Consider the following 14228-nt stretch of genomic DNA (forward strand, 5'->3'; position numbering starts at 1 on the left):
CCTCAGCGGGATCCGGTCTCCGGAAGAGTGCTCTCCCCGCCGGGGGAGAGCACACCGCGTACGAGACGGGCCTCCGGGGCGGGAAGGAGCTTCAGCGCCTCGGCGGGGGCGAGCCAGCGCGCGCCGGGCGGAAGCTGCTGTTCCGCGGGGCAGGGCGCCGCGAACAGGTGGACGAGGAGAGTACGGCCTCCCCGGAGGCACGGCGTGCTGTCCACGGCCAGGAGCCGCCCCACGGCGCCGCGACCCGGCCCCGCACGGTCCGCGGCACGCGCGGCGGCGGCATCCCCCGCGCGGCCCGCACCCCCCGGACCCGTCCCTGCGGACCTCCCGCTCGCAGGCCGGATGCCCACCGCCCCGGCGTCCGCGAGCCGCCCGCCCGCGACTCCGGTGCCGGCGGGCCCGGCCCCTGCGGCACGCGGGTCGGCGGGGCCGGGGCCGGAACCGGAGCCGGGATGCGTGGATCCGGGGCGGGCGGGTCCGGGGGGTGCCGGGCTCGGGGTTGCCGGTCCCGGGTGCGCGGAGCCGGAAGTGGTCGGGCCGGGGCCCGTCAGGCCGGGGCCGGCTCGCAGTGTGCGGGCGGCGGCCTCGCGGGGGGTCTCGTCGGCGGCGACGAGTGTTCCGGGCAGCCGGTGGCGGGAGGTCTGCCCTCCTCGGCGGTCACCGCCCTCCATCACCAGCACCCGCCCCGCCCGGTCGACCACCAGCACGGCGGCGGCCACCACCGGGCCGGGCAGCAGGGCCCAGCGGTCCCGGTCGCCGAGAGGCGCGGGGTACCCGTCCAGCAGGTGCGCCGTGTGCGCGCCGCGCTCGGCGGCGAGGGCGGCGACGGTGCGCCGCCGCAGTCGTTCGGGGAGCCGCTCCAGTGCCTCGGCCTCCGGGAGGAACTCGGCGGCGCGCAGTTCGTCCCGCTGCAGGTGCAGGTCCGCGACACGGACGGGGTGCGGCAGGTGGACGGCGTAGACGCAGGCCGTCATCGCCCGGCCGTAGACGGCGGCCGGCACGTTGTCGACGGCCAGCAGGCGGCCGACCCGCAGCCGGGCGGGCCGCAGCTCCTCGCGGAGTTCCCGCACCAGGCCGTCCACCAGGCCCTCGTCGTCCACCATGCCGCCGGGCAGGTCCCAGCCCGGCTTGTAGACGGGGTCGACGACGAGCAGGCGCCCCCGCTCGTCGCGGATGAGGGCGTCCACCGCGGCGGCGGGGGCGGGGTGCGTCGCGAGGTAGGCGGCCAGCTCCTCGGCGGTCTCCGTACCCGGATCGGTACCAGTACCGGTGGGGATATCGGTACCAGTACCGGTGGGGATAGGGGCATCGGTACGGGCTTCCGCACGGGCACCTGCTTCCGGACCGGAACTGGGACCGGGACCGGAACCGGAACCGTAGCTGGGACCCGAGCGGACGGCGCAGGTGTCGGTACCGGCATCGGAGGAGGCCCGCTCCGCGCGGGTGTCCGACGGCGGCTCCTGAGTTCGCCCGGTCGTCGGCCCGGGCGGTCGCCCCGGCGTCCGCCCGGACGGCGGTCGGGACCTCTGACCGGGGGTCTGCACGGGCGTCGGCGGTGTCCGGACGGGTGCGGGCCCGGGCACCTTCGCGGGTGCCGGCGCGTGGGCGGGGCGGGGCACCGGACCGGGGGCGGGGCCCGGTGCCGGTCCGGTGGGCGTGCCGGGTTCCGGCGGCGCCCCGGACGAAGCCGCGTCGTCGGGGGCGGGTGTGCGGGGCGTCGAGGTCATGCGGGGCCTCCTCGTGTCCGGTGGTGGGGGTAGGGGCGCGTCTGGTGCTTCGCCGGGTTCAACTCGGCGGCCACGCGATCGGGTACGCCCGCGCGGCACGTGCCGCCCGCAGGGGGAGTCGGACGGAGTGCCACCGCGCCGCGCACCCGGGCAGCTGTTCGGTCACGAGCCGCTGTTCGGTCGCGACGTGCCGCCAGGTCATATGTGCTGCTCGGTCACGAGGTGCACCTCGGCACGGGGTGCGGTTCCGTACCCGCACCGTGGTCGGACCGTATCCGCACGTGGTCGGACCGGCGTCCGCCCGTGGTCGCCCCGTGGCCGGGCCGCACCACCGGGGAGCCGCGAGCCGCCCGCAGGGGCCCGTGTGGGCGGGGCGACAAGGGGAACGCGGGGAGGGCGGAGAACGGGCCACGCGAGGACGGGGTGGCGGACGGAACCGCGGGTGAGGCCACGGCCGCGTGGTGTGGCGTGGCGTGGCCGGGAAGGACAGGGCGTGAGCGGTGACGACGACGCGCTGAAGACCTACCGGCGCAAGCGGAGGTTCGACCGGACGGCCGAGCCCGAGGGCGGACCGGCCGGGGGCGGCGGGCAACCGCACTATGTGGTGCAGATCCACGACGCGACGACGCTGCACTTCGACTTCCGGCTGGAGTGGGACGGGGTCCTCAAGTCCTGGTCGGTGCCCAAGGGGCCGTCAACCGACCCGCACGACAAGCGGCTGGCCATGCCCACCGAGGACCATCCGCTGGACTACCGCACCTTCGAGGGCGTCATCCCGCACGGCGAGTACGGCGCCGGGTCGGTCATCGTGTGGGACGAGGGGACCTACGAGCCGCTGTCCCGCGACTTCGGCAAGGCGCTGGCGAAGGGCCACATCTCCTTCCGCATGCACGGCGGCAAGCTGCGCGGCGACTGGGCGCTCTCCCGCTTCCGCAGCGGGGACGACGGGGAGCGCGAGGCGTGGCTGCTGGTCAAGAAGAACGACAGCCACGCCTCCTCGCGCGGTACGCCCGACCCGTGGCGGGTCCGCTCGGCCCGCAGCGACCGCACGCTGCGGCAGGTGCGGGACGAGGCGACCGAGGAGTGGACCCGCGAGGGCGGCCGGACATGAGCGATCTGCTCGGCTCGCTGTCCGCCGGGGAGCGGGCGCTGCTCCGGCCGGCGCCCGCGGGCGCCACGCTGGCCGGGAAGCCGATGCGTGCCGAGCTGAGCGACCGGCGCGACTTCTCCGCCGGGGGCTGGCTCTTCGAGCGCAAGCTCGATGGGGTACGGGTGCTTGCCGTGCGTGAGGGCGGAGGCGAGCGGCTGCTGTCCCGTACGGGGCGGCGGGTGAACGAGACGTACCCCGAGATCGCCGACGCGCTCGCCGGGCAGAGCCGGGCCGACTTCACCGTGGACGGGGAGGTCGTCGCCTTCACGCGGGGACGCACCGACTTCTCCCGGCTCCAGCAGCGGATGCAACTGAGCACCGAGCGCCAGGCGAGGGCCAGCGGGGTGGCGGTCACGTACTACGTCTTCGACCTGCTGCGCCTCGACGGCATGGATCTGACGCGGCTCCCGCTGCGCACCCGCAAGTCGCTGCTGCGCAGGGCCCTGGACTTCCGTGCGCCGCTGCGCTTCACCACCCACCGCAACGAGGGCGGGCAGTGGCTGCTGGACGAGGCGTGCGCGCACGGCTGGGAGGGGCTGATCGCCAAGCGTGCGGACGGCCGCTACCAGCCCCGCCGCTCCCCGGACTGGCTCAAGCTCAAGTGCGAGGGGGACCAGGAGCTGGTCATCGGCGGTTTCACCGAGCCGGCCGGGAGCCGAGTGGGTTTCGGCGCGCTGCTGCTCGGCTACTACGACCGGGGCGGCGGGGGCGGCCGGCTGCGTTACGCGGGCAAGGTCGGCACCGGGTACGACCGCGCCACCCTGCTGGCCCTCCGCCGGGGCCTGGACGAGCTGGAGGTGCCCGGTTCCCCGTTCGCCGATCCGGTCCGCGAGCGGGGCGCGCACTGGGTGGAGCCCCGTCTCGTCGCGCAGATCGGCTTCACCGAGTGGACCAGGGACGGCATGCTGAGGCACCCCCGGTTCCTGGGCCTGCGCGACGACAAGAGGCCCCAGGACGTCGTCCGGGAGACGCCCCGGGAGCGGCGCTGACCGCACGGGCGCCCCGTCCCGGGGGCCGTCCCGGGGGTGGGCGCAGCCGGGGGACGGGACGGCCTCGCGGGGCGAGCACCGTCCGCACTCGCCCGTGCGGCGGGGGAGGGCCGGGCCCGGCGCGCCCCCTGTACCGCCCGTCGCTCCGAACGCCGTACGCCTGGTTCCGTTCCGCGCTGTGCGGGCACTACGTGACGCATGGATCACGATGCCGCACCAGTGCTGGAGGCACTGGCCCGCTACCAGCGGGCGGGTGAGCTGCCGTTCACCCCGCCCGGACACAAACAGGCGCGGGGCGCCGACCCGAGGGTGCGCGAGGTGCTGGGCGACGCCGTCTTCCACGGTGACGTGCTGGCCTCCGGCGGGCTCGACGACCGGCGCACCCGGGGCGCCGTCCTCGTGAAGGCCGAACAGCTGATGGCGGACGCGGTCCACGCCGAGCACACGTTCTTCTCGACCTGCGGCAGCTCGCTGTCGGTGAAGTCCGCGATGCTGGCGGTGGCGGGGCCGCACGAGAAGCTGCTGGTCGGCAGGGACGCCCACAAGTCGGTGGTCTCCGGCCTCGTCCTCTCGGGCATCCACCCGGTGTGGGTGGAGCCGCGGTGGGACGAGAAGCGGCTGCTGGCGCACGCGCCGTCCGCCGCCGCGTTCGAGGCGGCCTTCGAGGAGCACCCCGACGCGCGCGGGGCACTGGTCACCAGCCCCACCCCCTACGGCACCTGCGCGGACCTGCACGCCCTCGCCGAGGTGTGCCACCGCCGGGGGTGCCCCCTCATCGTCGACGAGGCGTGGGGCGCCCACCTGCCCTTCCACCCCGACCTGCCAGCCTGGGCGATGGACGCGGGCGCGGACGTGTGCGTGACCAGCATCCACAAGATGGGCAGCGGTTTCGAACAGGGTTCCGTCTTCCATCTCCAGGGCCCGCACATCGATCCGCTGATGCTGGCGCAGCGCGCCGACCTGCTGGGCACCACCAGCCCGAACGTGCTGATCTACGCCGGCCTGGACGGCTGGCGCCGCCAGATGGCGCAGCACGGCCAGAAGCTGCTCGGACACGCGCTCGACCTCGCCGCCGAGGTGCGGGGGCGGCTGGAGGAGACCGACGGGCTGCACGTCAACGACCGGGCCGACTTCGTCGGCGAGGGCCTGGCGGCCGACCTGGACCCGCTGCCCGTGGTCATCGACCTGGCGGAGCTGCCGCTGACCGGCTACCAGGCCGCCGACTGGCTGCGCGAGGAGCGGCACATCGACGTCCACGTCAGCGACCACCGCCGCATCAGCACCCAGCTCACCCACGCCGACGACCACCGCACCACGTCCGTGCTGCTGGACGCCGTACGGGAGCTGGCGGCCCGCGCCGAGGAGTTCCCCTCCTCGCCCACGGTCGCCCTGCGCACCCCGGCCGACCTGCGGATGGAACAGGCGTATCTGCCGAGGGACGCCTACTTCGGCGCGGTCGAGGACGTGCCCGTGGACGAGGCCGAGGGGCGGATCGTCGCCGAAATGATCACGCCCTATCCGCCGGGCATCCCCGCCGCGCTGCCCGGTGAGCGGCTGACCAGGACCGTCCTGGACTACCTGCGCACCGGCGTGGAGGCGGGAATGAACCTCCCGGACGCGGCGGCCCCCGATCTCCACACCGTCAGGGTGCTCGCCGACGGCCGCCCGCCCGCGGCGCCGGACCGCCTGTGACGACGACCCCGTCAGCTCACCCGCAGGGAAGGAGCCACCATGCCGCGCGCCGCGCTCTTCGATGTCGACGGCACCCTCACCGACACCACCTATCTGCACGTCCACGCCTGGTGGGAGGCGTTCCGGCAGGCGGGGCACAAGGTGCACACCGCGGCCCTGCACCGGGCCATCGGGCTCGGCGGGAGCGACCTGATCGCCCACGTACTGGGCGAGGGCCGGGACCGCGACCAGGACGCGGCCCTCAGCGACGCGCACAAGACCCTCTTCGCGACCTGCCACGAGCGGCTCGGCGCGCTGGAGGGCGCCCGCGAACTGCTGCACGCGCTGCACGGGAGGGGCTGGCGCGTCGTGCTGGTCACTTCCGCGTCCGGCGGCGAGCTGGCCGCGATGCGCCGCGCCCTGGACGCCGACGACGTCATCGCCCACATCGCCAGTTCCTCGGACGTCGAGCGGGGCAAGCCCGCGCCGGACCCCGTCGAGCAGGCCAGGGAGCTGGTGGGGGCCGCCCGCGAGCAGACCGTCTTCGTCGGCGACTCCGTGTGGGACATGCGGGCCGCGGCCCGCGCGGGCGTCACCGCCATCGGCGTCCTGAGCGGCGGCATCCCGCGCGCCGACCTGGCACAGGCCGGCGCCCAGGAGGTCTACGAGGGGCCGGCCGATCTGCTGACCCGGCTGGACGAGAGCGTCTGCGCCCGGCTGGAGCAGGACACCTGAACCCCGCCGGCGACGGCGCCGCTGACCTGCGGAGTCGCTCCGCGTAGCCGCCGCGTCGGAGGGGTACCCGAGCGACCGGACGAGAGGAGGCCACCATGACCTCAGACGGCAGGGACATCCCCGCGGAAGAGGGCGTCACGACCGAGGACGCCGCCGAGATGGGCGAGGGCCCCGCCGAGGGCCGGCAGCCGGGCGAACGCGTCGAGCGCGGCGAGTGGAACCCGCCCGTGGAATCCGACCCGCCGCCGCGTGCCCCCGCCCGGGACAGCGGCGGATTCGACACCTCGTTCCTCACCCCCGAGGCGGAGGCCGACCAGGAGCGCGCCCGGCCCGCCGACCCGGGAGCCGACCCCGAGGGCCAGGGCATCCCCGACCTCCAGGACGGCACGCCCGAGCAGGAGCGGGCCAGCGATCCGCAGCAGGAGGCGGTGCCCGGCGACACGCCCACCGCCGTCACGCGGGCCGCCCCCACGCCCGCCGAGATGCGCGAGGGCGAGTCCCTCGACGAGCGGCTCGCCGAGGAGGAGCCCGAGGTCTCCGAGCGGGAGGCCGTCTCCGGCCCGCCCGACGAGGCCTCGGGGCTGCTGCGCAACGACCCCGAGGCGACGCCGCCCCGCCGCCAGGACGTCTACGGGCGCGAGAGCGGCGGCGGGGCGCTGTCCGCCGAGGAGGAGGCCCTGCGCACGGTGGACGAGGACGAGATGTGACCCGCGACGCCGACGGGACGGGGTGACCCCCACGACGGACCGTGGCCCGGCCGCCCGCGGGCGACCGGGCCACGTACATGCGTGCCGACAGCCGTGCCGGTATCCGGACGCGGCGCCGGAAACGCGGCGCCGGAACCCTGGCGTCGGACTCCCGGCGGCAGGGACCGGCAGTGGAGACCGGCCGCGGGCACCTTGCCGATGAGCCGGACAAGGGGCCAGTGAGCACGCGGCCGATGAGCCGAATGGGCCGGACAAGAGGCCCGGGCAAGGCCGGCGAGCCGAGGAGGCCGGTGCCGCGCGGCTGTCGTGCGCCGTGCGGCCGGGCCCTCACCGGGGCCCGGAGCCGGGGTCCGGGTGCACGCGGAAGCGGAGCGCGAAGTGGTCGAGGGTGGCGGGCACCGGTGCGGCGGGCCGCAGTCCCGGGTGCGAGGCCAGCGTGTAGGTGTGCCGCTCCAGCAGTGCGGCCAGCAGGGTGCTGGTCGTCAGCAGTACGAGGTTCTGGCCGGGGCACCCGGCAGGGCCCGAACTGAAGGGCACCAGCGCGGGGTTGGCCCGGGCCGCGCGTCCGCTCCGAGCGGTCCACTGCTGGGGCGCGAAGGTGTCGCCGTAGGGGGCGGCGGGTTCGGCCCGGTGGAGGTAGGGCGTGTAGAGGGCGAAGACGCATCCGGCGGGGAGCGTGCCGCCCGGCCACGAGGTCTCCTCGGTGCTCTCCCGCAGGATGAGCGGGGTCGTCGGCCACAGCCGGACCGACTCCAGCGCGCACCCCCGCAGATACGGCAGCTCGCGGGGCGCGGCCGGGTCCCCGCCGCGTGCTTCCTCGCGTGCCCGTTCGCCCTCCCGCGGGTGTGTGGCCAGCAGCGCCAGGGCCCGTGCCGTCGCCATGCCGGCCGCGTCGTAGGCGAACAGCCAGTGCGGGACCTGGCCCGCACGGTCGGTTCCGGGAGGGGCGTCGGTCGCCGCGACCCGCGCGGCCAGACTGCCGGGTTCCGCCGCGGCGACGTACTCCCGCACGCGGGCGAGGAACGCGCTCCGCAGCCGCTTGCGGCGCGGGCTGAGCAGCGACCAGTTGGCGGCCGACCGCAGCGCGCCCAGCTGGGCGGTCAGTGTCACGTCGTCCCGCGCGGCGTCGCCCAGGACGACGCGGCGGACCGTCCGCCACCACGCGGCGTCGAACTCCTCCCAGCGCAGCTGGCCGGAGCGTTCGGCCTCCGCGAGCAGCGCGGCGGCCTCCTCGCGGACGACCCCGGTCAGCGGCCCCGCCAGGTCGTGCAGCGGCTGCGGGGTCTGGAGCACCTGCGTGACGAACTCCCGCCGCGCCGCCCGCTCGGAGCCGCCGGAGACCAGCACCCCGTGCGGCTGGAACTGCGCCAGGGCGCCGCGCTTCTCCCGCGTCGCCGGGCTGAACGGTTCCGGGGTGCCGGCCAGGACGCGCTCCGCGTCCTCGGGGTCGAGCACGAGCGCGTAGGAGCGCCCGCGCACGGTCAGCGGCAGCGGTCCGGAACCGTGCCGCTGCCGCAGGGCGCGCACCCGTTCCACACCGCGCCGGTCCCAGCCCGTGCGCTCCACCAGTCCCATGGCGCGCGGCCTGCGGACGATCACGCCGCCCGCCAGTACCGGCAGCAGGACGTCGCCCACCACCCCGGCCGCCTCCCGTGCGCCCAGCGGGCGAAGGGTCCCTGCCCCGGGCGACTCCCCGGTGCTCGGATTCGTCGCGGTGGCCTCGGTCAGTCGCATCTCCACTCCGCTCACTCCGCGCCGGGCGTGCCGGCCGCTGTCGGGTGCGTCGTTCCAAGAGCGTCGCGGTACCCGCAGGTCACCGTGCGAAACGACGCGCACGGGAGCCCCGTTTGGCACCGCCCGGCCGGTGGTACCCACTGACCCGTCCGGCCCGCGAGGCACGTGAGGCGAGGGGAGGCGGCCTGATGGCGCGTCGGCTGACGGCGGTCGCCCAGGCGGTCGCGGAGGTCGCCGCCTGGTGGACGGTGCTGGCCGGGCTGTGGCTGGTGCTCATCCAGACGGTCGACACCCTGGAGTGTTGCGTGGGCGCGGGCGCCGCGCTGCTCGCCGCCCTCGGCGGGAGGGCCGCCCGCAGGGCGGCGGAACAGCGGTGAACGGCTGGCTCGCCGCGGCCTGCGCGCTGCTCCTCGCCGGCTTCCTCCCCGCGCTGCTGTGCGTGTGCACGGGGCCCGTGCGGCGGCGCGTGCTGGCGCAGAACCTGGCCACCGTGCTCGCCGCGCTCGTTCTGCTGCTGCTCTCCCAGGGGTACGCGCGGCCCTCCTACACCGACATGGCCCTCGTGCTGGCCGTGCTCGGCCCCGTCGGCACGCTGGTCTACGAGCGGCTGCTGCGCGACGAACTGCGGGCCGCCCGGCCCTCGGCGCGGGTCACCCGCACCATGACCGTCCTCGGCGTGGCGCCGGTGCCGCTGGTGGTCGCACCGGTGTGCGCGGCTGCCGCACCCGGCAGGACGACGCTGAAGCTCCTGGCCGTCGGCTGCCTGCTGGTGGCGGGCAGCGCCCTGTGCACCCGGGCGCTGACGGCACCGCCGGGAGGGGGTGCGGGCGATGAGCGCTGAGCTGCCCGTGGCGTTCGCCCTGCTGCTCGTCGCGGTCGCCGGGACGGCCACCGTGCTCACCCGCGACCCGGTGCGCCAGGCCGCCGTCCTGGCGGGATTCGGGCTGGCGCTCGCCGTCCTGTTCGCCGTCCTCCAGGCACCCGATGTGGCCCTGTCCGAACTGGCCGTCGGCACCGCTCTCACACCGCTGATGGTGCTGCTGTCGGTGCGCAAGGTACGGCGCAAGGCGCGCAGCGAGCGGCGGGAGGAGCACGAGTGAACCGGCGCATGCGGACCGGGGTACTCGTCCTCGGCGGACTCGGGGTGGCGGCACTGCTGGCCGTCGCGTTCCTCCAGCTGCCCGGTTTCGGCGGCTCCTGGCACCCGTACGGCACCCGGGCCGTGGAGGCCGCGCTGGGGAGGCACACCGCCAACACGGTGGCCTCCGTCAACTTCGACCAGCGGGCCTTCGACACCCTGGGCGAGCAGGCCATCCTCTTCGGGTCGGTCCTGGGAACCGTCGTCATCCTGCGCACCACCCGCGACGAGCGCCGCGTCGAGCCCGAACCGGCGCGGGTCCCGGCCCCGGTGCGCCGCTACGCGCTGGCCGTGCTGCCCGTCACGCTGCTGACCGGGCTGTACGTCGCCGCGCACGGACAGCTCAGTCCGGGCGGCGGCTTCCAGGGCGGTGTGGTGGCCGCGACCGCGCTGCACCTGCTCTATGTCGCCATCGACTACCGCGCGCTCAAGAGGGTCAGGTCGCTGACGTTGTTCACCGTCGCCGACGCCGCCGGGGAGGCCGGCTATCTGCTCGTCGGGCTGGGCGGACTGCTCGCGGGCGCCGCCTTCCTGGAGAACACACTGCCCTACGGCACCGCCAACACGCTCTCCTCCGGCGGCATCGTGCCCCTGCTCAACGCCGCCATCGCCGTGGAGGTCGCCGCGGCCGTCGTGGTGCTGCTGGCGCAGTTCCTCGACCAGGCCATCGAGATCGAGTCGGCGGACGAGGGGAGCGGCCGATGAGCGTGCTGCCGTACCTGGTGGCCGGATGGCTGTTCCTGGTGGGCTGCTGGGGCATGGCCACCAGCCGGAACCTCATCCACGCCGTCGGCTCGCTCGCCGTCTGCCAGGCGTCGACCTATGTGCTGCTGCTGGCCGTCGGCTACCGGCGCGGCGGCACCGCGCCCGTCTACTCCGACATCCGGCCCGGCTCGCGCCCCGTCGTCGACCCGGTGGTGCAGGCGCTCACCCTCACCGACGTGGTCGTCGGCGCCACCGTCACCGCGCTGCTGCTCGCGCTGGTCGTGCAGGTCTCCAAGCGGCACGGCACTGTGGACCCCGACGAGCTGCGGGAGCTGCGCGGATGACGGCGTCCTCGGTCCTGCCCGTACTGGTCGCCGGCCCGCTGCTGGGCGCGGCCGTGCTGGTTGCCACCGGGCGGTGGCTGCCGCGCCACGTCGCCGAGATCCTCGGCACCGCCGTCGCCGCCGCCACCGCCGCGCTCGCCCTGACCGTGCTGGCCGTCACGGCGCACCGTCCGGCGCCCGTCGCCTGGGTGGGCGGCTGGCGCCCCGAGCACGGGGCCGGGGTGGGCATCGTGCTGGTCGGGGACGGCTTCGGCCTCGGGCTGGCGGCGCTCGTCTGTCTGCTCGTGGTGTGTGTCCTGGTCTACTCGTGGCGGTTCTTCGACGACCCGCCGCCCCGCCAGGCCGGTGCGTTCCCGGCGCTGATCCTCGCGTTCCAGGCCGGCATGTGCGGCTTCACACTGACCGGCGACCTCTTCAACGCCTTCGTCTTCTTCGAACTGATGGGCGTGGTCGCCTACGCGCTGACCGGATACCGCGTCGAGGAGGCCCGCGCCGTGCAGGGCGCGCTCACCTTCGGGTTCCTCAACTCGCTGGGCGGCTACGCCACTCTGCTGGGCGTGGGCCTGCTGTACGCGCACACCGGCGAACTCGGCCTCGCCCGGATCGGGGAGCGGCTGGACGCCGCCCCCGGCGACTCCGGTGCCCTGGTCAAGGCCGCCTTCGTGCTGGTGGCCACCGGGTTCCTGGTCAAGGCCGCCGCCGTCCCCTTCCACTTCTGGCTGCCGGACGCGCACACCGTCGCCCCCACCCCGGTGTGCATGCTGCTGTCCGGGGTGATGGTGCAGCTGGGCGTCTACGGGGTCGCCCGGCTCTACTGGACCGTCTTCGCCGGGCCCGGTGGCGTGCCCGGGGCGGCCGTCCACCGCGCGCTGCTGGTGCTGGGCGTGCTGACCGCCGTCACGGGCGCGCTGCTGTGCTGGCTGCAACGGCACATCAAACGGCTGCTGGCCTTCTCCACCATCGCCCACACGGGGCTCTTCCTCATCGCCCTGGCCGCCCTCACCCCCGAGGCGGTCACGGGCGCCGGGCTCTACCTGCTCGGGCACGCCGGGGTGAAGGCCGCCCTGTTCGCGTGCGCGGGCGTCCTGGTGGACCGGTTCCGCAGCGTCGACGAACGCGGTCTGCACGGCCGGGGCCGCGAACTGCCCCGCGTCGGCGTGCTGTTCGCGCTCGGCGGGCTCGCGCTCGCCGGGCTGCCGCCGTTCGGCACGGGCCTGGGCAAGGCACTCTCGGAGGAGGCGGCGGGCGGCCCGCTGACGGTGGTGTTCGTCCTCGTCTCCGCCGCCACCGGCGGAGCCGTGCTGCGCGTCGCCGGAGGCGTCTTCCTGGGACTGGGTTCGGCGCCAGCCCCGGACGGCGGCGCCACCGGGGCGGGCCACCGCGCGCGGGGCCGGAAGGCGGAAGGCCACCCGCGCGGCGAGGACGCGACCGGCGGTGACGTACGCGGCGGCGGGAGAGAGCGCGCGGAGGAGGGGGCGACCGCGGACAGGGACAGCGACAAGGACACCGACACGGACCCCGGCCCCGACACCGACACCGGCACGGATCCGGAGACCACCGGCGCCGACGAGCCGGAGGAGACCCCCGGCAGGGTGACGCGGGTGCCCGACACCATGTTCGCCGCCGCCGTCGCCCTGCTGGCGGGCGGACTCGCGGTCGGCTGCGTGCCGTCGCTGTGGTCGGCTGTCGGGCGCGCCGCCGAGCCCTTCACCGACCACACGGGATACGCCCTGGCCGTCCTCCACGCCACCCCGGCACCCGCGTCGGCCGGCCCCGCGCCCCACTGGCCGGCCGCAGGCGTACTGCTGGGGGTGCTGTCGGCCGCGCTGGCGGCAGGCGCGGCCGGCACCGCCCTGCGCACCGTGCCCAGCGGGGCCAGGCCCCGCTGGTCGGTGCCGCTGCGCCGCCTGCACTCCGGGCACATCGGTGACTACGTCGCCTGCGCCCTGGCGGGCATCACCCTGCTGGCCGCGCTGGTGTGGTGAGGGACGGCGGCGCCGGCCGGAGGCTCACAGCCTGCCGGTGACCCGCTGGGCGGTGACCCGGACGGTGACGCGCTCCCCGTCGTCGCGGGAGGCCGGGTTGAAGTCGGCGTAGTCCTTGCCCGTGTACTTGCGCGACACGGCGTTGAGCAGCGTGTGGTCCGGGTCCGGGGTGAGGGTGGCGGTGCCCTGGATCTCGGCGTAGACGTAGGGGTTCTCCGGCGGGTTGAGCATCACCGAGACCCGCGGGTCCCGTGCCAGGTTCTTGCCCTGCCGCCGGTCGACGGTGGTGGAGAAGAGCAGGTCGTCGCCGTCGCGCAGCACCCACACCACCGTCTGGTGCGGACGTCCGTCGGGCATCAGCGTCGCCACGGTCGCGAAGACCCGTTCGTCGTCGAGGTACTTCTTCAGGTCGTCGGAGAGCCCGGTGGCCATGGCAGTTGTCCTCACTCGCGCAGGGAAGGGAATCGGACCGGTGCGCCCGCGGGGCGCTCCGTGCTGTCAACTCCCCTCCCCGCGCGGGTTATTCCTCCGGCACGGGACGCACCCGCCGATGCGCCCCCGCACGCGCCCCCCCATAACACAACGCGCACGCTCCGTCTCGATGTGTGGCCAAAACTCCCCGTCTCCCGCACGCGATGAGCTTGTATGTATTGAGCTGCGCCTGTCATGCGCGGCTATCGGGTATTTAGGGGGGAACACCGCGTGATCCGGGTACTGCTGGTGCACGACGTGCGCATCCTCAGATGCGCGTTGGCCACTCTGGTGGGAAAAGAGCCGGACATCGAGATCGACGGCGCGTCCTGGAAGGACGCCGTACGGTCGGCGCGGACGCGGAGCGCCGACGTGTGCGTCGTGGACGCCGACGTGATGGGCCGCTCCCCGCTCGACGAACTGGCCTCACGCACCCGCTCCGGCGGCCGGGAGCGGGAACCGGCCCGGCTGCTGGTACTGGTCAGCCAGGACTGCCCGGGCGCGCTGCGCCGGGCACTGGACGCGGGAGCGCGCGGCTTCGTGTGCAAGGACGCGCTCCCCGAACAACTGGTGACCGGCATCCGGCGGGTCGCCGCGGGGGAACGTTTCGTCGACAACGCCCTGGCGAACACCCTGCTGCGGGCCTCCGAGGTGCCGCTCAGCCGACGGGAGCTGACGGTGCTGTCGGCGGCCGCCGAGGGAGCCCCCGTCACCGAGATAGCGCGCCGGCTGGGACTGTCCACCGGGACGGTACGCAACTACATGTCCGCCATCACCCGCAAGACCGGGGCCCGCAACCGGGTGGACGCCATACGCATCTCGCAGGGGGCGGGCTGGCTGTGACCCGCCGGCGGGGCGACCCGCGGGCAGTC

General features: G+C 75.3%; 15 protein-coding genes. 12 read left to right on the forward strand and 3 right to left on the reverse strand.

All coding sequences use genetic code 11. The features are described 5' to 3' along the window. Positions 1–2 precede the first annotated feature (2 nt). Positions 3–1187, reverse strand: a complete 1185-nt coding sequence (locus FM076_RS34780) for an NUDIX hydrolase (protein WP_345945304.1) — start codon at positions 1185–1187, stop codon at positions 3–5. Positions 1188–2220: 1033 nt separating this feature from the next. Here FM076_RS34780 and FM076_RS28830 point away from each other — a divergent pair. From FM076_RS28830 to FM076_RS28850, 5 genes are all read left to right on the forward strand, one after another. After that, complete coding sequence (locus FM076_RS28830) at positions 2221–2838, forward strand: DNA polymerase ligase N-terminal domain-containing protein (RefSeq protein WP_173873785.1); 618 nt, start codon at positions 2221–2223, stop codon at positions 2836–2838. Next, positions 2835–3866, forward strand: coding sequence for a non-homologous end-joining DNA ligase (gene ligD / locus FM076_RS28835; protein WP_173873786.1), 1032 nt, complete (start codon positions 2835–2837; stop codon positions 3864–3866). Before FM076_RS28830 ends, ligD begins: the two co-directional genes overlap by 4 nt. A gap of 198 nt (positions 3867–4064) precedes the next feature. After that, the gene (locus FM076_RS28840) at positions 4065–5558 is read left to right on the forward strand and encodes an aminotransferase class I/II-fold pyridoxal phosphate-dependent enzyme (protein ID WP_173873787.1); all 1494 of its coding nucleotides are present in this window, start codon (positions 4065–4067) and stop codon (positions 5556–5558) included. 39 nt (positions 5559–5597) lie between these two features. Beyond that, positions 5598–6272 (forward strand): HAD family hydrolase, encoded by a 675-nt coding sequence (locus tag FM076_RS28845; RefSeq protein ID WP_173873788.1) that lies wholly within the window; start codon positions 5598–5600, stop codon positions 6270–6272. A 95-nt stretch (positions 6273–6367) separates the two neighbouring features. Further along, a complete protein-coding gene (locus tag FM076_RS28850) occupies positions 6368–6979 on the forward strand; it encodes a DUF5709 domain-containing protein (RefSeq protein WP_173873789.1) in 612 nt (203 codons plus the stop codon). A gap of 327 nt (positions 6980–7306) precedes the next feature. On the opposite strand, the gene FM076_RS28855 is transcribed toward FM076_RS28850, so the two are convergent. Continuing rightward, positions 7307–8713, reverse strand: coding sequence for a cytochrome P450 (locus FM076_RS28855; RefSeq protein ID WP_173873790.1), 1407 nt, complete (start codon positions 8711–8713; stop codon positions 7307–7309). 188 nt (positions 8714–8901) lie between these two features. On the opposite strand from FM076_RS28855, the gene FM076_RS28860 reads away from it, so the two are divergent. Genes FM076_RS28860 through FM076_RS28885 form a run of 6 tightly spaced genes read left to right on the forward strand, consistent with a single transcriptional unit; the run spans position 8902 to position 12885 of the window. Continuing rightward, complete coding sequence (locus FM076_RS28860) at positions 8902–9090, forward strand: hypothetical protein (protein ID WP_173873791.1); 189 nt, start codon at positions 8902–8904, stop codon at positions 9088–9090. Beyond that, a complete protein-coding gene (locus FM076_RS28865) occupies positions 9087–9554 on the forward strand; it encodes a monovalent cation/H+ antiporter complex subunit F (RefSeq protein WP_173873792.1) in 468 nt (155 codons plus the stop codon). The genes FM076_RS28860 and FM076_RS28865 overlap by 4 nt, the downstream gene beginning before the upstream one ends. Further along, positions 9544–9813 (forward strand): Na(+)/H(+) antiporter subunit B, encoded by a 270-nt coding sequence (locus FM076_RS28870; RefSeq protein ID WP_173873793.1) that lies wholly within the window; start codon positions 9544–9546, stop codon positions 9811–9813. The genes FM076_RS28865 and FM076_RS28870 overlap by 11 nt, the downstream gene beginning before the upstream one ends. Continuing rightward, positions 9810–10556, forward strand: coding sequence for an MnhB domain-containing protein (locus FM076_RS28875; protein WP_173873794.1), 747 nt, complete (start codon positions 9810–9812; stop codon positions 10554–10556). Before FM076_RS28870 ends, FM076_RS28875 begins: the two co-directional genes overlap by 4 nt. Further along, entirely contained in the window at positions 10553–10900 is a 348-nt protein-coding gene (locus FM076_RS28880) for a sodium:proton antiporter (protein WP_173873795.1), read from the forward strand. The genes FM076_RS28875 and FM076_RS28880 overlap by 4 nt, the downstream gene beginning before the upstream one ends. Beyond that, positions 10897–12885, forward strand: a complete 1989-nt coding sequence (locus FM076_RS28885) for a proton-conducting transporter membrane subunit (protein ID WP_173873796.1) — start codon at positions 10897–10899, stop codon at positions 12883–12885. Before FM076_RS28880 ends, FM076_RS28885 begins: the two co-directional genes overlap by 4 nt. 24 nt (positions 12886–12909) lie before the next feature. Here FM076_RS28885 and FM076_RS28890 read toward each other — a convergent pair whose 3' ends face one another. Continuing rightward, on the reverse strand, positions 12910–13317 hold the full coding sequence (locus tag FM076_RS28890; protein WP_173873797.1) for a PPOX class F420-dependent oxidoreductase: 408 nt from the start codon (positions 13315–13317) through the stop codon (positions 12910–12912). Between the two features lie 270 nt (positions 13318–13587). Between FM076_RS28890 and FM076_RS28895 the strand changes: the two genes are divergently transcribed. Further along, positions 13588–14199 carry a LuxR C-terminal-related transcriptional regulator gene (locus tag FM076_RS28895; protein WP_173873798.1) on the forward strand — a complete coding sequence of 204 codons (612 nt, stop codon included), beginning with the start codon at positions 13588–13590 and terminating at the stop codon, positions 14197–14199. The last annotated feature ends 29 nt before the right edge of the window (positions 14200–14228 follow it).

Origin of the sequence: Streptomyces albus subsp. chlorinus, from assembly GCF_013302895.1 — a bacterium.
Taxonomy (GTDB): domain Bacteria; phylum Actinomycetota; class Actinomycetes; order Streptomycetales; family Streptomycetaceae; genus Streptomyces; species Streptomyces chlorinus.